29 protein-coding genes are annotated in these 25,596 nt (G+C 30.3%); 14 read left to right on the top strand and 15 right to left on the bottom strand.

What is annotated here, in order from left to right; translation table 11 throughout:
- From ndhI to MK115_RS00415, 4 genes are all read right to left on the bottom strand, one after another.
- Nucleotides 1-608 (bottom strand): NAD(P)H-quinone oxidoreductase subunit I (ndhI, locus tag MK115_RS00430; protein WP_287608147.1); only part of this gene is annotated, 608 nt, incomplete at its 3' end.
- Between the two features lie 68 nt (nt 609-676).
- On the bottom strand, nt 677-1,795 hold the full coding sequence (gene nuoH, locus MK115_RS00425; RefSeq protein WP_025922077.1) for an NADH-quinone oxidoreductase subunit NuoH: 1,119 nt from the start codon (nt 1,793-1,795) through the stop codon (nt 677-679).
- 75 nt (nt 1,796-1,870) lie between these two features.
- Nucleotides 1,871-3,016 (bottom strand): citrate synthase, encoded by a 1,146-nt coding sequence (locus tag MK115_RS00420; RefSeq protein WP_025931318.1) that lies wholly within the window; start codon nt 3,014-3,016, stop codon nt 1,871-1,873.
- Between the two features lie 126 nt (nt 3,017-3,142).
- Nucleotides 3,143-4,603, bottom strand: a complete 1,461-nt coding sequence (locus MK115_RS00415; protein ID WP_287608146.1) for a hypothetical protein — start codon at nt 4,601-4,603, stop codon at nt 3,143-3,145.
- An 89-nt stretch (nt 4,604-4,692) separates the two neighbouring features.
- Here MK115_RS00415 and MK115_RS00410 point away from each other — a divergent pair, with 89 nt between their 5' ends.
- A complete protein-coding gene (locus MK115_RS00410) occupies nt 4,693-5,043 on the top strand; it encodes a rhodanese-like domain-containing protein (RefSeq protein WP_025931320.1) in 351 nt (116 codons plus the stop codon).
- On the opposite strand, the gene trpB is transcribed toward MK115_RS00410, so the two are convergent.
- On the bottom strand, nt 5,044-6,288 hold the full coding sequence (gene trpB, locus MK115_RS00405; RefSeq protein ID WP_025892482.1) for a tryptophan synthase subunit beta: 1,245 nt from the start codon (nt 6,286-6,288) through the stop codon (nt 5,044-5,046).
- 48 nt (nt 6,289-6,336) lie between these two features.
- Between trpB and MK115_RS00400 the strand changes: the two genes are divergently transcribed.
- Nucleotides 6,337-6,648, top strand: a complete 312-nt coding sequence (locus MK115_RS00400) for an SUI1 family translation initiation factor (RefSeq protein WP_032519726.1) — start codon at nt 6,337-6,339, stop codon at nt 6,646-6,648.
- 42 nt (nt 6,649-6,690) lie between these two features.
- Nucleotides 6,691-7,314, top strand: a complete 624-nt coding sequence (cysC, locus tag MK115_RS00395) for an adenylyl-sulfate kinase (RefSeq protein WP_287608145.1) — start codon at nt 6,691-6,693, stop codon at nt 7,312-7,314.
- 15 nt (nt 7,315-7,329) lie between these two features.
- Here the strand turns inward: cysC and purE are convergent, their stop codons facing one another.
- The gene (gene purE / locus MK115_RS00390) at nt 7,330-7,866 is read right to left on the bottom strand and encodes a 5-(carboxyamino)imidazole ribonucleotide mutase (protein WP_287608144.1); all 537 of its coding nucleotides are present in this window, start codon (nt 7,864-7,866) and stop codon (nt 7,330-7,332) included.
- 89 nt (nt 7,867-7,955) lie between these two features.
- Here purE and bchM point away from each other — a divergent pair, with 89 nt between their 5' ends.
- Nucleotides 7,956-8,657, top strand: a complete 702-nt coding sequence (gene bchM / locus MK115_RS00385; RefSeq protein WP_287608143.1) for a magnesium protoporphyrin IX methyltransferase — start codon at nt 7,956-7,958, stop codon at nt 8,655-8,657.
- A gap of 1 nt (nt 8,658) precedes the next feature.
- Here bchM and MK115_RS00380 read toward each other — a convergent pair whose 3' ends face one another.
- Nucleotides 8,659-9,387, bottom strand: coding sequence for a response regulator transcription factor (locus tag MK115_RS00380; protein ID WP_025900223.1), 729 nt, complete (start codon nt 9,385-9,387; stop codon nt 8,659-8,661).
- A gap of 59 nt (nt 9,388-9,446) precedes the next feature.
- Between MK115_RS00380 and MK115_RS00375 the strand changes: the two genes are divergently transcribed.
- Nucleotides 9,447-10,592 carry a cysteine desulfurase family protein gene (locus tag MK115_RS00375; protein WP_287608142.1) on the top strand — a complete coding sequence of 382 codons (1,146 nt, stop codon included), beginning with the start codon at nt 9,447-9,449 and terminating at the stop codon, nt 10,590-10,592.
- A gap of 13 nt (nt 10,593-10,605) precedes the next feature.
- Here the strand turns inward: MK115_RS00375 and rsmH are convergent, their stop codons facing one another.
- Nucleotides 10,606-11,508, bottom strand: a complete 903-nt coding sequence (gene rsmH / locus MK115_RS00370) for a 16S rRNA (cytosine(1402)-N(4))-methyltransferase RsmH (protein WP_287608141.1) — start codon at nt 11,506-11,508, stop codon at nt 10,606-10,608.
- A gap of 38 nt (nt 11,509-11,546) precedes the next feature.
- Between rsmH and MK115_RS00365 the strand changes: the two genes are divergently transcribed.
- Nucleotides 11,547-12,734: an NAD(P)H-quinone oxidoreductase subunit H gene (locus MK115_RS00365; protein WP_002807890.1), complete on the top strand. Its 1,188-nt coding sequence runs from the start codon at nt 11,547-11,549 to the stop codon at nt 12,732-12,734.
- Between the two features lie 9 nt (nt 12,735-12,743).
- The gene (locus MK115_RS00360; RefSeq protein ID WP_287608140.1) at nt 12,744-13,196 is read left to right on the top strand and encodes an acyl-CoA thioesterase; all 453 of its coding nucleotides are present in this window, start codon (nt 12,744-12,746) and stop codon (nt 13,194-13,196) included.
- 3 nt (nt 13,197-13,199) lie between these two features.
- On the opposite strand, the gene MK115_RS00355 is transcribed toward MK115_RS00360, so the two are convergent.
- The 3 genes from MK115_RS00355 to menA are packed head-to-tail and all read right to left on the bottom strand — an operon-like array spanning nt 13,200 to nt 16,278.
- The gene (locus MK115_RS00355) at nt 13,200-14,402 is read right to left on the bottom strand and encodes an AMP-binding protein (protein WP_287608139.1); all 1,203 of its coding nucleotides are present in this window, start codon (nt 14,400-14,402) and stop codon (nt 13,200-13,202) included.
- Nucleotides 14,399-15,364 carry an o-succinylbenzoate synthase gene (locus tag MK115_RS00350; protein ID WP_287608138.1) on the bottom strand — a complete coding sequence of 322 codons (966 nt, stop codon included), beginning with the start codon at nt 15,362-15,364 and terminating at the stop codon, nt 14,399-14,401. The genes MK115_RS00355 and MK115_RS00350 overlap by 4 nt, the downstream gene beginning before the upstream one ends.
- A complete protein-coding gene (gene menA, locus MK115_RS00345; protein ID WP_287608137.1) occupies nt 15,361-16,278 on the bottom strand; it encodes a 2-carboxy-1,4-naphthoquinone phytyltransferase in 918 nt (305 codons plus the stop codon). The genes MK115_RS00350 and menA overlap by 4 nt, the downstream gene beginning before the upstream one ends.
- A 101-nt stretch (nt 16,279-16,379) precedes the next feature.
- On the opposite strand from menA, the gene MK115_RS00340 reads away from it, so the two are divergent.
- Entirely contained in the window at nt 16,380-17,792 is a 1,413-nt protein-coding gene (locus MK115_RS00340; RefSeq protein ID WP_287608136.1) for a chorismate-binding protein, read from the top strand.
- Here the strand turns inward: MK115_RS00340 and gshB are convergent.
- The gene (gene gshB / locus MK115_RS00335) at nt 17,785-18,708 is read right to left on the bottom strand and encodes a glutathione synthase (RefSeq protein ID WP_025900231.1); all 924 of its coding nucleotides are present in this window, start codon (nt 18,706-18,708) and stop codon (nt 17,785-17,787) included. The two genes, MK115_RS00340 and gshB, sit on opposite strands and share 8 nt — an antisense overlap.
- 5 nt (nt 18,709-18,713) lie before the next feature.
- Entirely contained in the window at nt 18,714-18,968 is a 255-nt protein-coding gene (gene grxC / locus MK115_RS00330; protein WP_011817672.1) for a glutaredoxin 3, read from the bottom strand.
- A gap of 76 nt (nt 18,969-19,044) precedes the next feature.
- Between grxC and prfB the strand changes: the two genes are divergently transcribed.
- From prfB to MK115_RS00300, 6 genes are all read left to right on the top strand, one after another.
- A protein-coding gene (gene prfB / locus MK115_RS00325; RefSeq protein WP_157806739.1) for a peptide chain release factor 2 occupies nt 19,045-20,167 on the top strand; the annotation gives its coding sequence in 2 pieces (ribosomal slippage) (nt 19,045-19,119 and nt 19,121-20,167; 1,122 coding nt in all).
- Nucleotides 20,168-20,170: 3 nt separating this feature from the next.
- Entirely contained in the window at nt 20,171-20,353 is a 183-nt protein-coding gene (locus MK115_RS00320; RefSeq protein WP_011817674.1) for a DUF3285 domain-containing protein, read from the top strand.
- A gap of 6 nt (nt 20,354-20,359) precedes the next feature.
- A complete protein-coding gene (gene ybeY, locus MK115_RS00315; protein ID WP_025893913.1) occupies nt 20,360-20,899 on the top strand; it encodes an rRNA maturation RNase YbeY in 540 nt (179 codons plus the stop codon).
- A gap of 6 nt (nt 20,900-20,905) precedes the next feature.
- The gene (locus MK115_RS00310; protein ID WP_025933002.1) at nt 20,906-21,316 is read left to right on the top strand and encodes a diacylglycerol kinase family protein; all 411 of its coding nucleotides are present in this window, start codon (nt 20,906-20,908) and stop codon (nt 21,314-21,316) included.
- Nucleotides 21,317-21,328: 12 nt separating this feature from the next.
- Complete coding sequence (locus tag MK115_RS00305) at nt 21,329-21,925, top strand: anthranilate synthase component II (protein WP_287608129.1); 597 nt, start codon at nt 21,329-21,331, stop codon at nt 21,923-21,925.
- Nucleotides 21,926-21,945: 20 nt separating this feature from the next.
- Nucleotides 21,946-22,671 (top strand): MBL fold metallo-hydrolase, encoded by a 726-nt coding sequence (locus MK115_RS00300; RefSeq protein ID WP_287608127.1) that lies wholly within the window; start codon nt 21,946-21,948, stop codon nt 22,669-22,671.
- Here MK115_RS00300 and MK115_RS00295 read toward each other — a convergent pair.
- On the bottom strand, nt 22,668-23,777 hold the full coding sequence (locus tag MK115_RS00295; RefSeq protein ID WP_077141862.1) for a pyridoxal phosphate-dependent aminotransferase: 1,110 nt from the start codon (nt 23,775-23,777) through the stop codon (nt 22,668-22,670). The two genes, MK115_RS00300 and MK115_RS00295, sit on opposite strands and share 4 nt — an antisense overlap.
- Complete coding sequence (gene argS / locus MK115_RS00290) at nt 23,777-25,591, bottom strand: arginine--tRNA ligase (protein ID WP_287608125.1); 1,815 nt, start codon at nt 25,589-25,591, stop codon at nt 23,777-23,779. Before argS ends, MK115_RS00295 begins: the two co-directional genes overlap by 1 nt.
- Between the last annotated feature and the right edge of the window lie 5 nt (nt 25,592-25,596).

Raw genomic sequence — 25,596 nt, 5'->3', positions numbered from 1 at the left:
ACTTTATCTTTATTTTCATTGGAATCTTGCCTCATCCAATCATAAACTTCTTCTGGTAATTTACCAACTCTAGTATCTGAAGCTGGGATTTCATGAGGGTCCATGACACCTTTAGGAAGATAGGCTAGTTCTCTTAGAGGTTTAACTGAGGGATCTGTTGTGACATTTGTAGGTAGTCTACCAAGTGCGACATTATCAAAATTTAGATTGTGTCTGTCAAAAGTAGCTAATTCATATTCTTCGGTCATTGACAGACAATTAGTTGGGCAATATTCAACACAATTTCCGCAAAATATACAAACTCCAAAATCTATTGAATAATTTCTAAGTTCCTTTTTTTTGGTTTCTTTATTCATTACCCAATCTACTACTGGTAGATTTATGGGACATACTCTCACACAAACTTCACAAGCAATACATTTATCGAATTCATAATGTATTCTTCCTCTATATCTTTCAGAAGGTATTAATTTTTCATATGGATATTGGACAGTAACAGGTCTTCTTCGAAGATGATCAAAAGTTACTGATAAGCCATTATATAAATATTTACCAGCATTAAATGCTTCTTTGATATAGCTATTTATTTGTTGAAGGAAATTTTTCATTTTGAAGAATTTACTTAGTTATTTTATTTTAGTGGATTAATTTTAAATTTAAGTATTTTTACTTAAGTTTAACCACCAAAGAATTGCGGAAAAGCAAGTTTTAATCCTGCAGTTATCAAAAGATTAGCAAGAGAAATTGGAAGAAGAAACTTCCATCCTAGATCTAATAGTTGATCTATTCTTACTCTAGGAGTTGTCCAACGCAATAATATTGCAATGAAAACTAAAAGATATGCTTTCAATACAGTCATTACAATTCCTATTGATGCAGTGAAAACTTGTATGAAGGGTGCATTAATTGGCAAATTTAGAAACTTAGCTATTAATTCAACTGGAATAGGAAAACCCCATCCTCCTAAATAAAGTATTGATACCAATAAAGCTGAAAGGATTAAATTAATGTAACTACCAAGGTAGAACAATGCGAATTTCATTCCTGCATATTCAGTTTGATATCCTGCAACTAATTCTTCTTCAGCTTCGGGTAAGTCAAATGGAAGTCTCTCACATTCTGCAAGAGCACAAATCCAAAAGACTATAAAACCAACTGGTTGTCTCCATATATTCCAACTTAGGATTCCAGCACCACTTTGTTGGTTGACAATGTCAACAGTACTTAGAGAATTTGTCATTAGTACGATAGCCAGTACAGATAAAGCTAAAGGAATTTCATAACTTATTGATTGAGCCGCTGCTCTTAAACCTCCTAATAAAGAATACTTATTATTTGATGCGTATCCGCTCATAAGAAGGCCAATTGGCTGAATACTGCTTAAAGCAATCCATAGGAAAATTCCAATACCAACGTTACTTATTAAAAGGTTTTGTCCAAAAGGAACAATTAGCCAGGACAGAATCACTGGGACAAGAACTAATATAGGTCCTGCAGTGAAGAGAATTCCATCCGCTTTAGCAGGAATAATATCCTCTTTGACAAGTAACTTAAGACCATCTGCAATTGGTTGGAGGACGCCAAGCGCTCCTGCATATTCGGGACCTATTCTTTGTTGAGCAGCAGCAGATATTTTTCTTTCAAGCCAAACTGTTACTAAAACGCCAACAACTGCCGCTACCAAAACCAAAAGCATAGGAAGAGGGAGCCATATTATATGAGCGATTTCGCTGGAAAGGCCAAAACCTTTTAAGAATTCATTAAAACTATATTCGAGATCTAATCCGTATTCCAAAATTTTTATGTTATTTACTTAATAGATTAACTCTTCACAAACAATATGTGTGTTTTTTATGAAAAGCTGCAAATATTATTCTCTACTTTCTAAGCTGATCCAATCTCTTGGTGCTGAACCTGTATAGATTTGCGATGGTCTGAAAATTCTATTTGCTCCAAGTTGCTCTCTCCAATGAGCTAACCAACCAGCCACTCTAGATATGGCAAAAATTGGAGTAAATAAATCACGAGGAATACCAAGTTTTCTATAAACAAGACCAGAATAAAAATCCACGTTAGGGAATATACCCTTAGGTCCAAGTCTTGGTATTGCCTCTGCCTCAAGTGATTTAGCAACTTCATACATTTCATCTGCTCCAAATCTAATAAAAAGCTCTTCTGCCAGTTTTTGAAGAATTATTGCTCTTGGATCTTTGACTTTATATTCTCTGTGGCCGAAGCCCATTATCTTACTTTTATTTTTTATTGCATTATCTAAAAAAGACCCAGCATTTTCTGGGGTTTTAATCTCTTCTAACATTGCAATCACATCCTCATTTGCTCCTCCATGCAGTGGGCCAGCAAGGGTTCCTACTGCAGAGGCGATGACAGCATATGGGTCTGTAAGAGTACTTGCAGTAACTCTAGCGCTAAATGTACTTGCGTTTAAACTATGTTCGGCATGTAGAATTAAACACCTATCAAAAACTTTTGCAGCTATAGGATCTTGTTCTTTTTCAGTCAGCATGTAAAGAAAATTTGATGAGTAAGTTAAATCATCTCTAGGTTGAATTGGGTCTTGTCCTTTTCTAATAAGTTGAAACGCAGCAATCATTGTGGGTATTTTTGCTATTAGTCTTATGACTGCGTTGTAGATGTAATTAGGATCATCTATTGCTCTACGCGAATAGAAGAGCCCCAAAGAAGCTGCACTAGATTGAAGAGCATCCATAGGATGACCAGTCGCAGGGAAACATTTCATCATATCTCTGACTCTAAAACTTAACCTTCGATGCATCTGAACTTCTTGTTCGAAATCTCTTAGTTGAATAGCTGTGGGCAATTCACCCCAAATCAATAGGTAAGCAGTTTCTAAAAAACTGCTTTTTTTGGATAGTTCCTCAATGGAGTAGCCTCTGTACAATAATTTACCTTTGTTGCCGTCAATATCACAGATAGATGAATTAGTAACTGGGACACCCTCTAATCCTGGTTTTAAAATTAGTTTGTTGCTATCCAATTGCTTAATTCAATATCAAATACTTATAGATTAAAGATAGTCAAATAATTTTTAATTAACCACAAGATATTAACTTCGCAAAAAATTAAAATGATTGTTTTTGAAGCTTGTTTGAATAAATTTAATTTAAAGAATGTTTAATATTGTTTCTCTGTAAATAATTGGATTTTTTTCAGGAATAGACTGACTTATGATTTCTAGCGATTCTTCATTTGATATTTTTAAAATATTTTTAATGAGAAAATTAAGGTCCTGCAAATTAGAAAAATATTCAATTTTATTAGAATTACCATCTTTGATATCAACTTTTGAATAAAGAAAAGCAGATTTATCTTTATTACTTTTTAGGTTAAAAAATTTTTTTGATATTTTCTCTAGTTTTTTACCATCAATTAAATGATTACTTATGATTTGTAAACCTCCTGATTCTATTGAATAGATATTTTCATAAGTTAATTGTTTTATAACATCGTCTTTTTCTTCAAGAATATCTTTGGAATATATCGAATAAATATCTTCATTTTGTTTCAAAGTATATTTGTTGAAATCTTTTAGCTTTCTCAAAGCACTTAAATCAAATTGATCTTCATTATTTTTTTCAAACGTAATAAGCCAATCTTTATTTGAATTGAGAATTAAAATGTTTTGATTATTATTTTGATTAAACTCTTCAAAAAAACTGAGTTGAAAATCATTTATTAAGGGATTAAGATGTTTGTCAAAATTTTTCATATCACAAAAAATTAAATTTTCAGGATTATCTTCATTACTATTCTCTTTATTCATTAACTTTTCGTAAGTAAGAATATCAATATTTTTTTTATTATTTAGTAAATATGATTTTAAAATTAGTTGCTTATTTTTAAAGTCAAAAATTGTAGCAATTTTATCCCCATTATTCTCAGGAAAAATTTCTTTATTAAAAAATTTACTTTCCAAAAATTTATTTGTGAATAATATATTTTTTTCATTGTTCAGTCCAACAAGTTCTCCCTCATATTGAAATTTTTTTTTCTTAAAATTTTTACTAGAGCTAATACTATTTTTGATTAATTTTTTATCTGATGAAGCAATTATATAATTATCGTCGGTTCGGTATATATAGTTAAGGAAATTTATTTTGTTTTCTCTATTAATTGAAATTATCTCATCAATCTGATCAATTTTATTAGGCAAATTTAATAAATCATCTATTGTTTTTTCTGGCTTAATTTTAAAAACAATCAAAATATCATCTTTAAGCTTTTTATTATTTTCAAAAGTTGAGATTATAAGTTCATTATTATAGATATCTTCTAATTTATTGTTGCCTAGATCTATTCCTAAGTAATCTAATATAGAGTCTTTTATTAAAACAAAGTTATCTTTATTTGTTGGATTTTTATCCTTTTCATTATTATTAACAATATTAAAACTATCTAAATTTGAAATAAATAATAATTTATTGTTTTCAGGTATATATTTTAAGATATTTAGTTGCTCAATATTTGTACTTTGCTCCTTATTTTTATTAGCAGAAACTTTTTTAAAACCAAAAAAAAGTAATAAAGATAATAATAGTATTATTGCTACTACTCTAAGTTTCATTATCAATGTTTATTTTTATTTTTAACAATAAACTTCCTACTGCAACTTAATTTATTAAATTGTAAATAACACATAATTTATCCTATAAATTGGGAAGTTATCCAAAATCTATAAATGCTTCTAGTCTCAATGATTGGTTTAATTCTGAGAAAGAAGATCCAGTCTTGATTGATGTAAGAGAGCAGTCAGAGCTTGAACTGGCTCGTTTCTCAAAAGAATTTTTACATATACCAATTAGTAAAGTCACATCTGAATATGTTGAAGAAATATTTGCTGGTTTATTAGATAGAGAAATTGTAGTTACCTGTCATGCAGGAATAAGAAGTTATAACTTTTCTCAATGGTGCTTGGATAATAATATTGTGAGCGAAATATGGAATTTGGAGGAGGGTATTGATGGATGGAGTAGATATATTGACCCATCAATACCAAGGTATTGATTAAATATCTAATGAAGATGCAACAGTATTAACATCTTTGTCGCCTCTACCAGAGCAATTGATAACTATATGAGTATCTTTTTCAAGAGTAGGGCATAATTTATCTAACCAAGCAAAGGCATGGGAAGTTTCAAGTGCAGGTATAATTCCTTCTAGTTCACTAACAAGTTTTAAAGCGTCTAAAGCTTCTTGATCTGTGACTGATCCATATTCTGCTCTACCTATATCTTTTAAATGGCTATGTTCAGGTCCTACTCCAGGGTAATCTAAACCTGCACTTATTGAGTGAGCTTCTTGTACTTGACCATTATCATCTTGCAAGAGAAGACTCATTGATCCATGCAAAATTCCAACTGACCCTTTAGTGATAGTGGCAGCATGTTTGTCAGTATCAACTCCGCTTCCTGCGGCTTCAACTCCAATAAGACGCACAGAAGTTTCTTTAACAAAAGGATGGAAAAGCCCCATTGCATTTGATCCCCCACCTACACAAGCAAGCAAAATATCGGGAAAAGATCCAAATGATTCCAAACATTGTTTTTTAGTTTCTTCACCTATAACTGCATGAAAATCTCGCACAATCTTTGGGAAAGGGTGTGGGCCGGCAACAGATCCTAAAATGTAGTGTGTGGTTTCGACATTAGAAACCCAATCTCTAATGGCTTCACTAGTAGCATCCTTAAGTGTTGCAGTTCCAGAATTTACAACTTTAACTTCAGCTCCTAGAAGTTTCATTCTGAAAACGTTAAGGGATTGCCTTTTTATGTCTTCAGCACCCATGTAGATAATACATTTCAAGCCAAATCTCGCACAAACAGTAGCAGTAGCAACTCCATGCTGACCTGCTCCAGTTTCTGCAATTATTCTTTTTTTGCCCATTCTTATTGCCAATAAAGCTTGTCCAAGAGCATTATTAATTTTGTGAGCCCCAGTATGATTTAAATCTTCTCTTTTAAGCCATATTCTAGGAGTTGCTTGTTTAGTTTTGTAATGTTCAGTAAGTCTTTTGGCTTCATAAAGTGGTGTTTCTCTTCCTACATAAGTCTTAAGTAGATGATTTAATTCTTCTACAAAAAGTTTATCTTTCCATGCATTAGATGCAGCTGTTTCAAGCTCAAAAAGAGCAGGCATTAGCGTTTCAGGAACATATTGACCACCATATTTTCCAAATCTTCCCTCTTTGGAGGGTTGATTTAAATCGTCATTTTTATAGTTTTGATCTTTGCGAGAAAATGTACTTACCACTTTTTCTATAGAATAAGTATTAACTAACTATAGATTATATTGAAAATAATGGGAAAAAAGAATTGGATCGAATTTGATAATCAAGAAAAAAAATCTGAAGAAACAGCTAAGGTAGATACTTTTAATAAAAGATCAAAAATAAATATTTCAAAACAAAAAAAAGGTAAAAAGGGCAAGACTATAACTTTAATTAGAGGTTTAGGCACTGAGGATGAAATCTTATTAAAAGAATTACTAAAAAAAATTAAAGTTTTTTGTGGGACTGGAGGAACATTAATTGATAGAAATATCCAGTTACAGGGTGATATGGTATCGAAATCAATTGAGTTTCTTCGTAAAGAGGGATTTCATAATTTATGAAGCAAGGGTTAGGATAGGTTTTTAATTTTGATGATGCAAAAAATGAAAGAACAAGATCAAACAAAGTCAACCAATATAAAGTGGCACAACTTAACTATTGATAGAGAAAAGTTAGAGAAAATGAGAGGTCATAAAGGTATGGTTATCTGGTTTACAGGTTTATCTGGTTCTGGTAAAAGTACTTTGGCCAACGCTTTAAATGAAGTTTTACACTTAGATGGTTTTTCGACTTATGTGTTGGATGGAGATAATATTAGACACGGTTTATGTAAAGATCTTGGTTTTTCGGATGAAGATAGAGAAGAAAATATAAGAAGAATTGGCGAAGTTGCGAATTTATTTATGAATGCTGGGATAATAACTATTACAGCATTCGTTTCGCCATTTATTAGCGATAGAGATAAGGTGAGAAAAATTATTGGATCTAAGGATTTTATTGAAGTTTATTGTGCTGCTGATATCACAGTTTGCGAAAATAGGGATACTAAAGGTCTTTATAAGAAAGCTCGTTTGGGTGAAATTAAGGAATTTACAGGGATTTCTAGTCCATATGAAGCTCCTCATAATCCAGAAATTGTTGTTGATACAGGTTCGTTAGATTTAAATGATTCCGTTGAAAAAGTTATTAACTACCTTAAAAAAGAAAACTTTCTTAACAAGGCCTAATAGAAAAATATTAGTTCATTTATTTTGAAGATAATTGTCAGGTCCAATATTTGATAACTTACTATTTTTAGTTCTTACCTGTGAATGTAGATTTTCTCTGAATTCTTTCAAATTTTTCTTTATGGATTCATCAAATAAACTGATCATCTCTATTGCCAATAATCCAGCATTCTGACCTCCATTAATTGCAACTGTTGCAACTGGAATCCCAGCGGGCATTTGAACGATTGATAAAAGAGAGTCAATCCCCTTAAGTGTCTTACTCTCTACTGGTACTCCAATTACAGGAATGCAAGTTATGGATGCCAGCATTCCTGGAAGATGAGCAGCACCCCCAGCACCGGCAATTATTACTTTTATGTTTTCTGATTCTGCATTTTTTGCATATTCCATCATTTCAATAGGTGTTCGATGAGCAGAAAGTATACAAACTTCAGTTTTTATTCCAAATTCTCTTAAAATATCAATGGCTGGTTTCAATGTTTTTAGATCTGAATCACTACCCATTACGACAGCAATTTTATAAATATCTTTAGAATTCAATTCTGACAAAATAACAAATCAATTCTTTCCTATAATGGCGTGCAATTAATTTGGCGCCAGTTAGTTAGTATAAAAAGAATAAATTTTCATAGAATATTATGACGTCAAATAAGATTATCGAAAAAAGTGAAGTTAGGGAGTATTTTAATGGTACTGGCTTTGAAAGATGGAATAAAATTTATAGCAAATCTGATGAAATTAATACAGTTCAGAAAAATATTAGGAAAGGACATCAAAAAACTGTAGATGATGTAGTCTCATACATCAAAAATTATCCTGAACTAACAAAAAAAAGTTATTGTGATGCAGGCTGTGGTGTAGGAAGTCTTTCCATACCTTTATTAAGACTCGGTATAAAAGAACTACAGGTGAGCGATATTTCTTCTGAAATGATTAAAGAAACAAAAAAACGCATTCATGAATTAGGTTTGAGTCAAGGTAAAATTAAATATGAAGTCTGTGATCTGGAAAAATTAAAAGGATTATTTGATGTTGTAGTTTGTTTGGATGTATTTATTCATTATCCTCAACCGGTCGCAGAAGAAATGGTTCAACATCTATGCGATTTAAGCAAAGAAAAACTAATCGTTAGCTTTGCTCCTTATACTCCAGTTCTTGCTGTTCTAAAAAATATTGGAAAATTATTTCCTGGGCCAAGTAAAACTACAAGAGCATATACATTGAAAGAAAAGGGTATTATTAATGCTGCTAAAGAAAGAGGATTTAAAGTTGTTAAAAAGAAATTAAATCAAGCTCCTTTTTATTTTTCAAAACTAATTGAATTCGAAAAAATTAAATAATTTATTTTACTAAATGATTTTCAAGTGCATAACGAACTAATTCTGTTCGGCTAGATGTACCTGTTTTGATAAAAAGTCTACTTACATATTTCTCAACATTTCTAATAGATGTTTCAAGCTGTCTTGCAATTTCTTTGTTCATCAGTCCCTCTGCTACTAGTTGAAGCACACTTGCTTCTCTAGGAGTAAAACTAGGAAGATTTATTTTATTTTCTGGATTAGTCTGGTTTTGGTCTGTGAGCATAGATTTTATTTCAGTAATTTGTTTTGCCATTTTGCTTACGTCAATATCTGCGAATCGTGCCGCTTCTTTTAATAATCGTTCTTGTCTGTTGATTACATTTTTAACTCTTGCAGCTAATTCATCGGGATCGAAAGGTTTGGAAATATAATCATCAACTCCTGCAAGATAACCTTCTGTTCTGTCTAGGGTCATTCCTTTTGCAGTTAGAAAAATAACTGGAGTTCCTCCTAATTTTTCATCCTCTCTAATTTTTTCTAATAAAGCATAACCGTTGGCTCGGGGCATCATAACATCGCTAATTATCAAATCGGGGAAAATTGTTTGAGCTTTTTCCCAACCATCCTCTCCATCAACTGCAATAAATATTTCAAAGCCTTCATCTTCTAGAAATGTTTTAACAGCTGTTCTTAAACCAGGCTCATCATCAACTAATAAAATTCTTGATTTTCTTACCGGTTCATTATTTATTTGATTAATTTCATTCATTTTTTAAATTCTTTAATTTGATTTTCTAGTAATAAACAGAATTTTATATACTAAACATAATGCTATCAACTCCCATACTACTAGACTATCAATCTTCGACTCCTTGCTCTAAAGATGTTGTTGATTCTATGAAACCTTTTTGGAGTGAGATATTTTCTAACCCTGCAAGCAAATCTAATTTGGCGGGGATTAACGCAAGCGCTATATTGGAAGCCTCAAGAGAAAAAATAGAACAAAATTTATTTCTTAAGAATAAAAAAGTTATTTTTACAAGTGGGGCAACTGAATCTAATAACTTAGCCTTATTAGGTTTTGCTAGAAATTTCTATAAAAAAACAGGAAATTATGGACATATTATTACCTTAAAAACGGAGCATAAAGCTGTTTTGGAGCCCTTAAACCAACTAAAAAAAGAGGGATTTATGGTTACAGAAATTAATCCTGAGAAAGATGGCTTAATTTCAGAAGAACAATTCAAAAAAAATATAAGAGAAGATACATTTCTGGTTAGTGTCATGTTGGCAAATAACGAAATAGGAGTTATTCAGCCCATAGAAAATATTTCAAAGATATGTAAATCGAGAGGAATAACATTTCACTCTGATTTTGCACAATGTTTAGGTTATATGGCGTTAGACAATCTTTTATCAGATGTAAATATGATAACGATGAGTTCTCACAAAATATATGGTCCTAAAGGGATAGGACTTCTTTTGATTGATGAAGAAATTAATCTTGAGCCTTTAATTGTTGGAGGAGGTCAGGAATATGGTCTTAGGTCTGGCACATTACCTCTTCCTTTAGTAGTTGGCTTTGCTAAAGCAATAGAGATAGCAGTTCTTAATCAAAAAAATAATGCTGAGAAATTACTTTTTTATAGAAATAACCTTTTAGAGGGGTTGTTAAAAAATAATTCTGGTTTATTAATTAATGGCTCCATAGAAAAAAGATTACCTCACAATTTAAATTTGACTGTATTGGATTTAAACGGAGCAAAGTTTCATAAACTTTTAAAATCTAAAATAATTTGTTCTACTGGATCTGCATGTAGTAGTGGTGAACCATCTCATGTTTTACTAGCCTTAGGTAGATCTCTTAAAGAAGCAGAATCTTCAATAAGGTTAAGTATTGGATTAAGTACTAATTCAAAAGATATAAAACAAGCAATTCATATTCTTACAAATACGATCAGATCATTACGATAGAAATTATTGGCTTTTAATTTAATTGAGCAATTCTTAATTTTCCACTTCTAGCTCTTTTATTAAGTTCGACTTCTTGTTCGGAAGGAGTTATTGGCTTTTTTGTCAGGTTTTTTAGTCTTTGATCATTCTTAAAACAACTTTTAACTAACCTATCCTCAAGAGAATGAAAACTAATAACAGAAATAATACCCCCTGGCAAAAGCCATTCAGGTACAACTTGCAAAAATTTTTCTAATACTTCAATTTCTTTATTAACAGCAATTCTTAGTGCTTGAAATGTTCTTGTTGCTGGGTGTATTTTTTTATATCTTTGTTTTGGTGGGAAGCAGCCTGCAATAGAATAAGCTAACTCTTTTGTCCCAGAATATTTCCCATTTTCCTTCAAATCCATTTTTATTTTCCTAGCAATCTTTCTTGATAATCTCTCTTCTCCATATTTATAAATTAGGTTAGCTAGATCTTTTTCATTTAAAGCCTCAATTAATTTCTCTGCATCAACCTCAAGAAAAGGATTCATGCGCATATCAAGTGGACCATCTTTTTGGAAACTAAATCCTCTTTTAGGGTCATCAATTTGGTTACTATTTACTCCAAGATCTGCAATCACAAAAGAAACTTTTTCTTTTGGTACAAAATCCGCAAAATTTGAAGCCCTTATATCAATCCTACTTTTAAACTCATCAAGTTTTTTTAATGCTGATTTTCTTGCGAATGGATCTTGATCAAGTCCAATTATATTTAAATCCGAATATTTTCTCAATAAATGATAAGAGTGCCCGCCTCCGCCTAAAGTTGCGTCTATTCCCTTAAGTTGATTGTTATGTATAAGTGGGTAATGCTCTAATGAGGCCATAATCTCATCTGTCATAACTGATTGATGATTGAAAAAAGATGAATCAGATAGGTCAGTTTGCATAACTTTCGACTAAGATTTGTTTAGAAGTTAAATTTCGAATGGCTCAGCTAGAGACTAGAACAGAACCAATGGTGGTCAATTTTGGCCCTCACCATCCCTCAATGCATGGGGTTTTAAGGTTAGTTGTAACTCTTGATGGTGAGAATGTCATTGATTGTGAGCCAGTAATTGGATATTTACATAGAGGAATGGAAAAGATAGCTGAAAATAGGACAAATGTAATGTATGTCCCTTATGTAAGCAGAATGGATTATGCAGCAGGAATGTTTTATGAAGCTATTGTAGTAAATGCTCCTGAAAGATTAGCTAATATTCCAGTTCCCAAAAGAGCTAGTTACATCAGAGTTCTTATGCTCGAACTTAATCGTATTGCTAATCATCTTTTATGGCTTGGTCCCTTTTTAGCAGACGTAGGAGCTCAAACTCCATTTTTCTATATTTTTAGAGAAAGAGAGATGATCTATGATCTCTGGGAAGCTGCTACTGGACAAAGGCTAATAAATAATAATTTCTTTAGGATAGGCGGTGTCGCATGTGATCTCCCATACGGATGGTTAGAAAAATGTATAGACTTTTGCGATTGGTTTGGTCCTAAGATAGATGAATACGAAAAATTAATTACAAATAATCCAATTTTTAGAAAAAGAATTGAAGGTCTAGGAACAATACAAAGAGACCAGGCAATTAATTGGTCTTTGTCTGGGCCAATGCTTAGAGCTTCTGGAGTTTCCTGGGATTTAAGGAAAGTCGATAGTTATGAATGTTATGACGATTTTGATTGGCAGATTGCTTCAGAAAAAGAAGGAGATTGTTATGCGAGATATCGAGTAAGAGTTGAAGAGATGAGACAATCACTAAGCATCATTCGCCAAGCCTGCAAAATGATTCCAGGAGGTCCAACAGAAAATTTAGAAGCTCAAAGAATGGCGACTGAAGATAAGAAAAGTGAAATATTTGGTATTGACTATCAATATGTAGCTAAGAAGGTTGCTCCAACTTTTAAAATTCCTAACGGAGAATTATATACAAGATTAGAGTCCGGCAAAGGAGAAATAGGTGTATTTATTCAAGGAAATAATGAAGTTACCCCATGGAGATTTAAAATCAGAGCAGCTGATTTAAATAATCTGCAAATATTGCCTCATATTCTTAAAGGTGCCAAAATCGCTGATATTATGGCAATCCTTGGTTCAATAGATGTCATTATGGGATCTGTTGATAGATAATTTCTTTAAATGAAACCCTCTGACTGGTTAATATTGCAGAAGAAGGTAAGGTTTGGTGATTGTGATTCTGCAGGTGTAATTCATTTTCATAACTTATTAAAATGGTCGCATGAAGCTTGGGAAGAAAGTATTGAAATCTATGGGATCCCTTGTCATGATATTTTTCCAGATTTTTCTATACGTAAAAGTCAAATTATTTTTCCAATAGTAAATTGTGAAGCAAACTTTCATGCGCCTATAAAAATTGGAGATTTATTAAAAGTAAAAATTGCCCCTCATAAAATTAATACTCATTTGTTCCAAGTAAATAGCTTTTTTATAAAAAATGGAAATAAAGTAGCCGAAGGGAAAATTATACATTGTTCTTTAGATGTTGATTCAAGAAATAAAATAGAACTTCCCGATCAGTTAGAAAGATGGATAGAGGCTTCAAATGTAAGTACAAATTTAAAAGAATGCTAATTATTATTTTTTAAATTTATAGTTTATTTTTTCTGTAATGCTATTTTTGTTTTTAACAATCCACTTTTCAGGCTTTTCATGTTTAGGCCAACTTTGAGAAAAATTTTTTAATAAATTTAAAGAAATTTCAATATTTTTATCATTTGTAAGTTCTCTAAATTCAACTATTACTTTAATTTTATTTCCCCATAATTTGTTAGATACTTTTGAAATATTGAATTTATTAATTGGGATATTTTCTTTCATAATGAAATCATTTAATCTAGATTCAATTACTTCAGGGAAAACAACTTCTCCTCCTGAATTAAAGGCATTATCACTTCTTCCAACAAATTTTAAATAGTAAGAATTATTGATTTGCTTAATTTCACCTAAATCACTTGTTTGCCACCACCCATTTTTATTTTTGAAATTTTCAGTTTTTAAAGAATCTATTATTTCGATTCCAATTCTGGCTGATTTTATTTCGATTAATCCTTGTGCGTTAATTCTTATTTTTGTATCAGGTAGTATTTCTCCAACATTTTTAAAACCCATTAAGAATTCTTTTGGTTTTAAACTCGTAACCATTGCTGCTGTTTCAGTTGAGCCGTAACAAGGTGCTAATTTTATTTTTTCTTTTATACATTGTTCTGCAGTTTCGTCTGAAATTGAAGCTCCACCTACCCAAATTAGATCAAAAATTTTTAGCCAACTAATTCCATCTTTTTGAGCTAAAAGTCTTTGTAATTGGGTAGGTACTAATGACGTAATCAAGTGTTTTTTGTTTTTTTTAAATTTAATTGTGAAAAGTAAAAGTTCTCGAGTTTTTTTTATCAAATTCGGAGAAATATTAATACAATCACATCCCCAAGTTTGACTTCTAAAAATTGGCATTAATCCACTTATATGGTTCAGGGGTAAAGTATTTAAAATTAAGCAGTTTTGTAATTCAAATCCTTGCTCTATTAGCCATTGACCTGATGTAGTTGCAGATAATTTAAGATTATTTAAATGGTGAAAACATTGTCTCGGTTTTCCAGAACTCCCACTACTGTTTAAGATAATTGCTGGCCCATTTTCAGTAATTGAATCTAATACATCTTTGTCTTCATAAAATTTGTTTTTTACATAAATAATTTTATTCTCTCTAATTTTTTCAATAATTTTCTCTACAGATTGAGTTTCGTTATTTTCAACTTCAATAGTATGAATTTTATTTTTCATAGTTGATCCCATATCTTTTTTGCTTCATTTAAAAATAGAAACGAATTAGGGAATTTATTCATTGCTAAACCAGGAACTTTTGGAGTTGGTCCTTGTAATTGTAGAGAAGATAAATGATGGAGCCATCTCTTTCCTATTCCAGTTTCAAATGAGGTACTTATAGATATTAAAGCTTTTTTATTTTCTAATTCTCTTAAAAGCTTAACTGGATTATTTTCTTGAGAAGGCCTTCTAATTTGCCAACCCTTCCACTCATCAATCAAAGTTGGAAATTTTAAAAGTGATTCGTCTAAAGCTATTGGAATTTTTTTGTTTAGTTCTGTCAGTCCATCAATATCATCAACACAGAGAGGTTGTTCTAACCAATCTATATTTTTATTATCTTTCAAAATATCAGCCCATCTATTAGCTATGTCTCTTCCCCAAGAACCATTAGCATCTATTCTTAACTTAATATTATTACCTATTTTGCTTAAAATTTCTTCTAATTTTGCTTCTTCCTCATGGTTATTTTTTAGTGCTACTTTCCATTTTAAGGTTAATGATTTTCCAATATCACAATGTCTTTTTTTAATATCATTTAGATCTGAAACTACATTTTCATGATTTAACAATATGGCTGTTTTACCAATTTCATCAAAGTAGTAGTTTTCTTTAAAAATTATTTTTCCATTGATCTCAGCTAATGCAGAATTTATTGCAGATTGAATGCATGGGTGAAAAATATTTATTTGCTCAGATAAATTAAATTCCTCTATATACTCAGGGATCATATCTAGTTGTTTCGCACACTTTTTTAAGTCTTTTTTATGTAGCGGTGAAACTTCTCCAAACCCTATTTTTTTATCATTACTTATTAATTTAATTATCCAACCCGATTTTGTATGGTAATTGGTTTTAGAATTTTCTACTTTGGCCGATAACTTAAAGCTATAAGATTTTTTTTGAAATATTAAGTTCATTTATTTAGCAAGTAATTAAATATTAATCCTGTGATTAAACCAATTCCATTAAGAGTTTGAAATTTTATTGCGACGAATTTGCAATTTTTTATTGCAGAAGGTTTTGCATACGAAGATTTTAATAAATTTATAAGTCTTATTGCTTGAGGGAAACTAAGCAAATAAAGGATGCAAAACACTGGAATAAATCCATAAACTATTGTGAAAAGTTGAAAAATATATATTGTAAAAATTATCCAAGGCACAAATTGAGAACCTTTTTTTGCCCCTAAGCGAACTAAAGGTGAATTTTTCCCATGCTTTTTATCTTCAGAAATTTGATGAAAATGAGAACAAAATAATACAAGAGTTGTTGCCAAGGAAGGTCCTGAACCAAGTAATAAAGAAACTTTCCATGGAATATCTTCGAAGTAAATATTAGACGGATTTAACGCAATTAAGACTGCAGAGTACGCAAAAGGTCCAAATGCAAGCCAGCATAATGGTTCTCCTAAACCTTGATAGCCCAATCTAAAAGGAGGACCTTGATATAAATATCCTAAGAAGCAGCAAGCTGCCACCAAAATAAAAATGTTTATACTTGTTGATACTGAAATAATTAAAATTATTAATAAACCAATAACTAAAGATGTATATGCAATAAATGAAATTATTTTTTTATTTTTTACAAGATTTACAATTGAATGGAATTTAAATTCATCGATTCCTGTTTCTGCGTCGTATAAATCATTAGTTAGATTTTCCCAAAGTAATATCAAAATTGCAGCTAAAGTAAATGAAATCAAATTATAAATTTTTACCTCTTCATATTGATTGAGCAAGTAAGCCCCTGTTATTAAAACTGGAAGTATGGCAACAGAATAAAGAGGCCATTTTATTGCTTGTTTCCATAATTTTTTTTTATCTTCGTCCATTTTTATTTAACTCACAAAATTCGATCATTATTAAATGTAGTTTATAAATTGAGTTACATTTTTTACTTTATTGCATGATTTTTAGTTATTTTCAATAAGTAATGAAAAATGATTTAAACTTAACAGATTTTTTAAAAGATGTATTTTCCTCTTTCGATAAGAAAGTTGAAAATTCTGGATTAGTAAGTATTTGTGTTGAGATTCCTTGTATTGATTTATTTCAAGTTTATGAATTGTTAATAAATCAATATCCGTTTTCTTCATTTTGGGAGGAATCTGATGGCATTTCATATATAGCTTTCGAGAAGTGTAAATATGTTACTCTGGATGGCCCAAAAAGATTTGAGGTAGCAAAAGAGTTTAATTCTGAGAATTTTAAAAATTTAATTAACTTAACTAATGAATCGCATAATTCTGCACTTTCAAAAATAATTTATTTATTTTCTTTCTCTGAAAATTTGAATAATAAGAATTTACCTTCAGATATCCCTAGTTTGGAAGCCATTTTGCCAAAAATATTAATTACTAAAAGTGGCAAGAATTGCTGGTTAAGAATCAATGGTCATGTTGAAGGTAAATCATCATTAAGAACATTAATTGAAGAAATATGGACAATTAGAAATCAAGTTATTAATTCTGGCTCAGAATTAATAAAATCATCTGGCTTAAAAACTAGTTTTGATTCCCCTTTTATTGATGATTTCTCACGCTCCTTAGAAACTTCTAAAACAAATATGAAAAAAGTAGTAAATAGAGGAATTCAATTAGTAGAGAAAGATATCCTCGAAAAGATAGTTTTAGCGAATAGGATTAAAATAAAACTTAAAAATAAATTAGATTTAGTAGAAATTTTAAAAAGATTTAAAAAGAAGCAACCAAATACATGTAGATACGTTTGGAAAAGGAATAGTAAGGATATTTTGTTTGGAGCATCTCCAGAAAAATTATTTTCTTTCTCTAAACCTAATTTAACTTTAGAGGCTCTTGCTGGAACTATCTCTACTAATTCAAATTTTAAGAAACTCCTAAAAAGTACTAAAGACTTAAAGGAACATAATTATGTAATACAACATTTGATTAAATCTTTAGAAGTTTCAAAAATAACAAACTTTAAAAAAAGTGATATCAAGGTAAATTCATTTGGAGATATTTCTCATTTGCAAACACTCATTTTCTCTAAAGTTGAAAATATTTGTCCTTTTGAATTGCTTAAAAACTTACATCCATCTCCAGCTGTTTGTGGATACCCAAAAAATGCAGCATTGGATTGGATAAACACTCTTGAGTCTTTTCCTAGAGGAAATTATGCTTCTCCAATGGGTTGGGTTGATTCATCAGGCAATGCTTCATTTCTTTTGGCAATAAGAGGCGCAAGATGTATTGAAGAAAATATTGAATTTACTGCAGGTTCAGGTATAGTTTCTGGCTCCGTTTTAGAGAAAGAAATAGATGAGATTAAATTAAAATTTGAATCTATAGTAAAACAGATATTTTGCGCTAAAAATCCTAGATAATTTCTACTAATTTTTCAATAACTTCCTCTGAAACATTCTTATTGGATAAATTTTCTATTTCTCTTAAACCTGTTGGACTGGTTACATTAATCTCGCTAAGCATTCCATTTATTACATCAATACCTACAAAAAATAAACCCTCATCTTTGAAGTGTTGAGATAATTCTGAGCAGATACTTTTTTCTTTTTCTGTTAATAATGTGGGTTCAGCCTTGCCTCCCATCGCTAAATTACTCCTAAAATCGCCTCCTTGAGGAATCCTATTTATTGATCCAATTGCTTCTCCGTTTACGATAATTATTCTTTTATCACCCTCTATGACTTCAGGAATAAATTTTTGCATCATAACGGGTAATTCTTCTTGAGAAGTGATTAATTCAATGATTGATTTAATTCCTGGAGAATTTTTATTTATCCTTATAACACCTTGACCACCTTTTCCTCCAAGAGGTTTTATGACTACTTCATTATTTATATTTGCAAAATTAATAAGATCTTTTACCTTACTCGCAACTATTGTAGGTGCCATTAAGTGGCTGTATCTTAAAGCACCTAGCTTTTCATTCCACGCTCTTAACGATGAGGGTTTGTTAATTACTTTTACTCCTTTTCTTTCGGCAACTTCTAAAAGATGGGTTGCATATAAATAAGCCTCATTTACAGGAGGATCTTTTCTCATCCAAATGCAATTAAATTCGGCGAGAGGTATGCAATCATTCTCTTTGAAAGAAATCCACGGAATTACTTCAACTTTTACGGAAGATGCCCATACTTCATCACCTCTAGCTTCCAGGTCTTGAGGAGTACAACTCCAGATTTCAATATTTTTTTTTGATGATGCTTGCATTAAAGCAGCAGTTGAATCTTTTAAGGGATTTATATTTTTAATTGGATCTATTACGAATAGAAATTTCATAAGATCTAGTTTAATAATGCTTCTAATTTATTTTCATTTTCTAATGCGTAGAGATCATCGCAGCCTCCGATACCCTCATTATCTATAAATATTTGTGGTAATGTTCTTCTACCATCAGCTCTTTCAATCATCAATGCTCTGGCATCTTCGTCGCCATCTATTTTATATTCTGTAAAATTTACATTTTTTTTCTTGAGTAGTGATTTTGCTCGAATACAGAATGGGCAATATTGCCAAGTATAAATTTCAACTTTGGACATTTTTTTAAAATAATACTTAGTTTATACTATTAAACAAAAGTGCTTGTTAGATTATAAATAACGATTAAATTCTATTTTGATAGATATTACAGATTTCAAAAAAGATCTTTCGGAACTAACAGAGCGCCTGGGTAATGCTCAGGATTGTCTTTGACGTTCCAAGATTAAAAGCGAAAAGGAAAGAGTTAGAGCAAATTTCTGCTCAGCCTGAATTTTGGGAAAATCAAGAAGAAGCTAAAAAGCAAATGTTAATCCTTGATGATGTCAAAGCACAACTCGAATTGTTAGATAAATGGAAAACTTTTATTTCTGATGCTAATGCCTCTCTTGAGCTTTATTCTCTAGAACCCGAAGAGGAAATGATTTTAGAATCGCAGCTGGGATTAAAGAAATTAAGAGAGAATTTGGATAAATGGGAATTTGAAAGATTGTTATGTGGTGAATACGATAAGGAAGGAGCAGTAGTTTCTATTAACGCAGGTGCGGGTGGAACAGATGCGCAGGATTGGGTAGAGATATTATTAAGAATGTACTCAAGATGGGCCGATAATAATCAAATGAGCCTTGTCATTAATGAATTATCTCAAGGAGAAGAAGCAGGTATTAAAAGTGTAACGTTCGAAATTGATGGAAAATATGCATATGGCTATCTGCAACATGAAAAAGGAACTCATAGATTAGTAAGAATTTCTCCTTTTAATGCCAATGGCAAAAGACAAACCAGCTTTGCTGGGGTAGAGGTTATGCCAAAATTAGATGATAATATTTCACTTGATATACCTGAAAAAGATTTAGAAATTACAACGAGTAGATCCGGTGGAGCTGGAGGACAAAATGTTAATAAAGTAGAAACAGCAGTGAGAATTGTTCATTTGCCTTCAGGGATTTCAGTAAGATGTACTCAAGAAAGATCTCAATTACAAAATAAAGAAAAAGCTATGTTACTTTTAAAGTCTAAACTATTAGTGATTGCTAAAGAACAACGAGCTGCTGAAGTCGCTGATATTAAAGGTGATATTGTGGAAGCTGCATGGGGCAATCAAATAAGAAATTATGTTTTCCATCCCTATCAAATGGTAAAAGATCTTAGGACTATGCAGGAGACTAACGAGTTAGATAGTGTTTTAGATGGTGGACTTGAACCATTTATTCATGAATTATTACGTATGAATATTTCTTCTAATGAATCTATTGAATAACTAATGGAAAATAAAAACGAAATTTTAGAAAAAAAAGTTTCTCCTCCAAGCTTTATAAAGCTTGCTATGAGAAATATGGTAAGGAAAGGCTCAAAAAGTATTTCTCATTTTTCAATAACCTTTCTAGTTTTAATTGGGATATTAATACTTGTGGCCACAATAGGTAAGCCCAATATTCCAGTTTAAGAATGTATGAAAGAAAAAATTATTTCTGAAATAAATTTAGATTTGGTTTTTCAATGTAATGATTTCTCTCAATTTTCAAATAAGTTAAAAGATACTAAAACTCATCTTATTTTTGAATCTATTTTTTGGGAGAAAGTTTTTTTATCTTGGATAAATACAATATTAAAAAAAGAGGATTATGAATTACCAAATTATATTTTTGAAAAAAAATCTTTTTCATTAGGCTTACAGATAATATCTAATCAAGAAATTGCTTCTTTGAATAAGAAATGGATGCAAAAAAATGGTCCAACTGATGTTCTATCTTTTCCAATTATTTCTGATGAATCTCTAAATAATTTAGATCATATAGAGTTGGGAGATATTTTTATATCATTAGAGATGGCACTTGAGCAATCTTATGAATATAAACATTCAATCTATAGAGAGATGATCTGGTTGGCTAGTCATGGATTTTTACATCTTTTGGGATGGGAACATAATAATGAGCATGATTTAGAAAATATGTTAAATTTCCAAGAATATTTAATTACTCGATTAGATTAAAAATCAATGGAAAAAAAAATAAACTATTTAGAAAATAGAAAAGAATCATACAAAACTTCTAGTAATGTATTTATAAGTTTTAAGTATGCTTTCAGTGGTATTAGTTATGTATTAAAAACTTCAAGAAATTTTAAAATTCAATTAATTTTTGCAGTTACAAGTTTAATAATTGGTTTTTTACTCAAAATTAGTCTAAGTAATTATGTTATTTTGATTGCAACAATAATGTCTGTTTTAATATTAGAAATATTGAACACATCTATTGAATCAATCGTTGATTTAGTAGTGAAAAAAGAATTTAGTATTTTGGCTAAAATTTCAAAAGATACTTCTGCAGGAGCAGTATTATTAGCTTCCATTAATTCTGTTATTATTGCTGTATATATCTTTGTTCCTAAAATAAAGTTGTTATTTTAAATCCATATAAATATGTTTCTTGTTATTGATAATTACGATAGTTTTACTTATAACCTTGTTCAATATTTAGGAGAACTTTCAGTTGAGCATGAAATAACTAAAGAATTAATAGTTAAAAGAAATGATGAAATTACTTTAGAAGAAATTATCAAACTAAATCCTAGTGGCATCCTATTATCTCCAGGTCCTGGTAATCCAGATCAATCTGGAATTTGTCTGCCAATACTAAAAAAATTATCTAAAAATATTCCGACATTGGGAGTTTGTTTAGGTCATCAAGCTTTGGCCCAAGCTTTTGGAGGTAAGGTTATAGTTGGGAAAGAACTTATGCATGGTAAGACATCCAAAATATTTCATAATCAAAAAGGATTGTTTAAAGATATCGAGACTCCATTTGTGGCTACTAGATACCATAGTCTTATAGTTGATTCAAGTTCTTTACCATCTTGTTTCGACATAACTGCGACTTTAGAAGACTCAACAATTATGGCTATCTCTCATAAAGAATATAAACATTTACATGGGGTACAGTTCCATCCTGAAAGTGTGTTGACGCAATTTGGTCATAAATTAATTAGTAATTTTCTAAAAATGGCTGAACAAAAGTAAAATAAAAAAAAATTAATATTATGATTTCTCAAATTAAAAACTTTTTATTTTTGATATTAGTTAGCTCTTTTTTACCTACCTCATTATTGGCAAGGAACTTAGGAATAAAAAGTTTGGGACATAGTAGTTTTTTAATTACTAGTGCAGATAAATCTATTCTTATAAATCCCTTTAAAGCAATAGGTTGTGCAAGTAATTTAAAGGAGCCAAAAGAAGTCAACGTAGATTTTATTTTGGCTAGTTCTAGGCTTCCAGATGAAGGATATAACCCTAATGATCAATTAATGTTCGTTGAGCCAGGAATCTATCAATTTGAGGATATTTTATTAAATGGAATTTCTGTACCACATGACAGAGTAGATGGAAGAAGATTTGGGATGGCAACTGTTTGGAGTTGGGAGCAGAATGATCTTAAAATTGTTCATATGGGAGGAGCTGCTGGTGATATTGATATAAACAGTCAAATTATTTTGTCTAGTCCAGATATATTGTTTATTTCAATTGGAGGAGGAATAAAATCTTACAATGGTAAAGAAGCCTCAAAAATAGTTAAGCTTCTAAAACCTAATGTAGTTATTCCTGTTCACTTTGAACGCGGCAAAAAAATTAATAAAGAATGTGATTTCTCAAATGCTGATTTATTTATCGAAAATATGAAAGATTTTAAAGTAAAATATGTTGGAAAAGATTTTCAAATAAAACCTAAAAGAATCGATCAAAATACAATTTATATTTTCAGTAATTAATTTTTTAAATCTAATATCTTGTAATTGTCCCAGAAAAAAATCATTTGTTCTTTAGTTCCAATACTAACCCTTATTGAATTACCGATATCTTTTTTGTTTTCCATACTTCTAATAAGAATACCTTTTTCTCTCATCTGTTGTATTAAGATTTTAGGATCTTTTTTTGGCCAAATTAAGAAATAATTACCTCCACTAAAGTGAGTTCTGATTTTTGTTGATTTAAATTTATTTAAAATCCATTCCCTCGCCTTTTTTACTTCTAAAACATAATTATCAATATATGATTTGTCTTTAAGTGCTGCTAATGCAGCTGTTATAGCAAAGCTGTTTACATCATATGGTCCTGTAACTTTATTAATGTACTGAATTAAACTTTTATTGCCAAAAGTAAAACCTATTCTTAAACCAGCTAGACCTGCAGTTTTTGAAAGAGATTGGATTATTAGTATATTTTTATTCTTTTCAAAATCTATCGATTCAAGAAGACTATCTCCATTAAATTTTTCATATAGTTCATCAACAACTATTAATGAATCGTTATTGATATTGGCTAAATTAATTATTTCATGAGAGCTTAGAACAGTTCCTGTTGGATTATTTGGATTGCAAATAAATATTAACTTTGGATTATGCTTTATTATTTTTTCCCTAAATTCTTCGATGGGGAATAGAAAATTTTCTCCAATGTAAGAACAACTTATTTTTTTCATTCCTCGGATTTCTGCACAAGGAGAATAGTAACCAAAAGTTGGATTTGTGGTTAGAAATATTTGATCTTTTTCTCCAAAGCAATTGAAAATTGCATTTATTGCTGCATCTGCTCCATTGAAAATTCCGATTTCATCATTACCAAATTTTCTTGAATCAAGATATTTATCACATAAAAATTTTTTTAAAAAATTATATTCTGGATAAATTGAAATCTCATCTAATTTTATCGCTTGTAATGCCTCTAAAACCTTAGGACTTGGACCTAAAGTATTTTCATTAAAGTCTAAGCGGAGTAAATTTCTTCTATTTTCTAAAGGTGCAGAGTAAGACTGCATATTTATTATTTCTTCTCTTGGTTTTGGGAAAAGATTATTTAATGGATCAAAATCATTCATTACATTCTTTCTAAAGTTTCAATTCCTAAAAGCTCTAAGCTTAATTTTAGTGTTTTTGCAGTTAGGTCACATAAATTAAGCCTAGAAATTTTTATATTTTTTTCTTCTTTGAGGATTGGAACTTGATCATAGAATCTATTAAAAGTCTGACATAGCTCGAACAGATAATTGCATAATCTATTTGGCATTAAGTCTTTTTCAATAGAAATTATGACTTCATCGAACCTAAGTAATTTTCTGATAAGTTTCCACTCAGATTTATGTTCATAATTTACGTACTGAAAATCTTTAGATTCATAAACAAAATCATTTTTTCTTTTAATTCCTAAAATTCTTACAAGTGTATATAACAAATAAGGAGCAGTATTACCATTAAGGGAAAGCATTTTATCAAAACTAAATTGATAATTAGTAATCCTATTTTGACTTAAATCTGCATACTTAACAGCTCCTAATCCAATAATTCTTGAAGTATTTGCTATAAACTCTTCGGTCTCATAACGATCTTCATCTTCTAATCTTTTCAATAAATCTTCTTTTGCTCTTCTAACTGCTTCATTTAATAAATCTTTTAGGCGTATTGTTTCACCTTCTCTTGTCTTTAGTTTTTTGCCATCAATTCCTTGAACTAACCCAAAAGGGACATGGTCTACTTGACAATTTTCTGGGATCCATTTTGCTTTTTTTGCAACTTGAAAAACTCCAGCAAAATGATTTGCTTGCCCATGATCAGTTACATAAATAATTCTTGAAGCATCATCGCCATTAGGAGGTTTATTGAATCTGTATCTTATAGCAGCAAGATCTGTGGTGGCATAATTAAAACCTCCATCTTTTTTTTGAATAATTAGCGGTAAAGGTTTGCCTTCTTTATTAGTCATCCCATCTAAAAATACACATTTTGCTCCTTGATCTTCTACTAATATTTTTTTTAAATTCAAATCATCAATAACTGATTTTAAGAAGGGATTATAAAAAGATTCACCTCTTTCTTCTATTTTTATTTTTAAATTTTTATAGATTTCATCAAATTCTTTCCTTGATTGATCACATAATAATTTCCAAGCTTTAATCGATTTAATATCTCCACTTTGTAACTTAACTACTTCCTCTCTAGATCTTTTTTGGAATTCAGATTCGTTATCAAATCTTTTTTTTGATTCTTTATAAAATTCAACTAAATCACTTATCTTGATCTTTCCTATTTCTTCTAGATCATTTGAATATAAATCTTTGAGCTGAGTAATAAGCATGCCAAATTGTGTTCCCCAATCACCAACATGATTGAGTCTTAATACTTCATAACCTCTTAACTCGAAAATTCTAGATATTGAGTCACCTATTATTGTTGATCTTAAATGCCCTACATGCATTTCTTTAGCAATATTAGGGCTAGAAAAATCTACAATAACTTTATTGGACAAACCACTATCTAAATCTTTTCTAATTAGAGGTATGCCAGCCCTATTGCATTGAATATTTGACTTAATTTCATTTATTAGAACCTCATCTTTTAATTTTATATTTATAAATCCAGGTCCAGCTATTTCTAGACTCTTACATAATTTTGCTATGCTTTTATTTTTATTTAAAAGGTTAATAAAATCATTAGAAATATCTCTTGGGTTCTTTTTATATATTTTAGATAAACTTAAACAAACATTACATTGATAATCACCAAATTCCTCTTTTGATGATTGTGTAATTAAATTTTTTCTAAGAATTTCGAATTCTCCTTTTTTATCATTTTTTTCAAGACTATCTAAAAGAGATTGTTCAAATTGTTTTGTTAATTCTTTAAAAATGATTAGCATTAATT

This window comes from Prochlorococcus sp. ALOHA_ZT_50 (assembly GCF_022447305.1).
Taxonomy (GTDB): domain Bacteria; phylum Cyanobacteriota; class Cyanobacteriia; order PCC-6307; family Cyanobiaceae; genus Prochlorococcus_A.
Note: the sequence above shows the minus strand (reverse complement) of the source record. Positions and strands in the feature narration are given on the sequence as shown.

Excerpts from the sequence above, each read along its gene's own strand:
- MK115_RS00415 (WP_287608146.1), bottom strand. The coding sequence starts at position 4,603 with ATGAAACTTAGAGTAGTAGCAATAATACTATTATTATCTTTATTACTT.
- MK115_RS00400 (WP_032519726.1), top strand. The coding sequence starts at position 6,337 with ATGGGAAAAAAGAATTGGATCGAATTTGATAATCAAGAAAAAAAATCT.
- cysC (WP_287608145.1), top strand. The coding sequence starts at position 6,691 with ATGAAAGAACAAGATCAAACAAAGTCAACCAATATAAAGTGGCACAAC.
- bchM (WP_287608143.1), top strand. The coding sequence starts at position 7,956 with ATGACGTCAAATAAGATTATCGAAAAAAGTGAAGTTAGGGAGTATTTT.
- MK115_RS00380 (WP_025900223.1), bottom strand. The coding sequence starts at position 9,387 with ATGAATGAAATTAATCAAATAAATAATGAACCGGTAAGAAAATCAAGA.
- MK115_RS00375 (WP_287608142.1), top strand. The coding sequence starts at position 9,447 with ATGCTATCAACTCCCATACTACTAGACTATCAATCTTCGACTCCTTGC.
- rsmH (WP_287608141.1), bottom strand. The coding sequence starts at position 11,508 with ATGCAAACTGACCTATCTGATTCATCTTTTTTCAATCATCAATCAGTT.
- MK115_RS00365 (WP_002807890.1), top strand. The coding sequence starts at position 11,547 with ATGGCTCAGCTAGAGACTAGAACAGAACCAATGGTGGTCAATTTTGGC.
- MK115_RS00360 (WP_287608140.1), top strand. The coding sequence starts at position 12,744 with ATGAAACCCTCTGACTGGTTAATATTGCAGAAGAAGGTAAGGTTTGGT.
- MK115_RS00355 (WP_287608139.1), bottom strand. The coding sequence starts at position 14,402 with ATGAAAAATAAAATTCATACTATTGAAGTTGAAAATAACGAAACTCAA.
- MK115_RS00350 (WP_287608138.1), bottom strand. The coding sequence starts at position 15,364 with ATGAACTTAATATTTCAAAAAAAATCTTATAGCTTTAAGTTATCGGCC.
- menA (WP_287608137.1), bottom strand. The coding sequence starts at position 16,278 with ATGGACGAAGATAAAAAAAAATTATGGAAACAAGCAATAAAATGGCCT.
- MK115_RS00340 (WP_287608136.1), top strand. The coding sequence starts at position 16,380 with ATGAAAAATGATTTAAACTTAACAGATTTTTTAAAAGATGTATTTTCC.
- gshB (WP_025900231.1), bottom strand. The coding sequence starts at position 18,708 with ATGAAATTTCTATTCGTAATAGATCCAATTAAAAATATAAATCCCTTA.
- grxC (WP_011817672.1), bottom strand. The coding sequence starts at position 18,968 with ATGTCCAAAGTTGAAATTTATACTTGGCAATATTGCCCATTCTGTATT.
- MK115_RS00320 (WP_011817674.1), top strand. The coding sequence starts at position 20,171 with ATGGAAAATAAAAACGAAATTTTAGAAAAAAAAGTTTCTCCTCCAAGC.
- ybeY (WP_025893913.1), top strand. The coding sequence starts at position 20,360 with ATGAAAGAAAAAATTATTTCTGAAATAAATTTAGATTTGGTTTTTCAA.
- MK115_RS00310 (WP_025933002.1), top strand. The coding sequence starts at position 20,906 with ATGGAAAAAAAAATAAACTATTTAGAAAATAGAAAAGAATCATACAAA.
- MK115_RS00305 (WP_287608129.1), top strand. The coding sequence starts at position 21,329 with ATGTTTCTTGTTATTGATAATTACGATAGTTTTACTTATAACCTTGTT.
- MK115_RS00300 (WP_287608127.1), top strand. The coding sequence starts at position 21,946 with ATGATTTCTCAAATTAAAAACTTTTTATTTTTGATATTAGTTAGCTCT.
- MK115_RS00295 (WP_077141862.1), bottom strand. The coding sequence starts at position 23,777 with ATGAATGATTTTGATCCATTAAATAATCTTTTCCCAAAACCAAGAGAA.
- argS (WP_287608125.1), bottom strand. The coding sequence starts at position 25,591 with ATGCTAATCATTTTTAAAGAATTAACAAAACAATTTGAACAATCTCTT.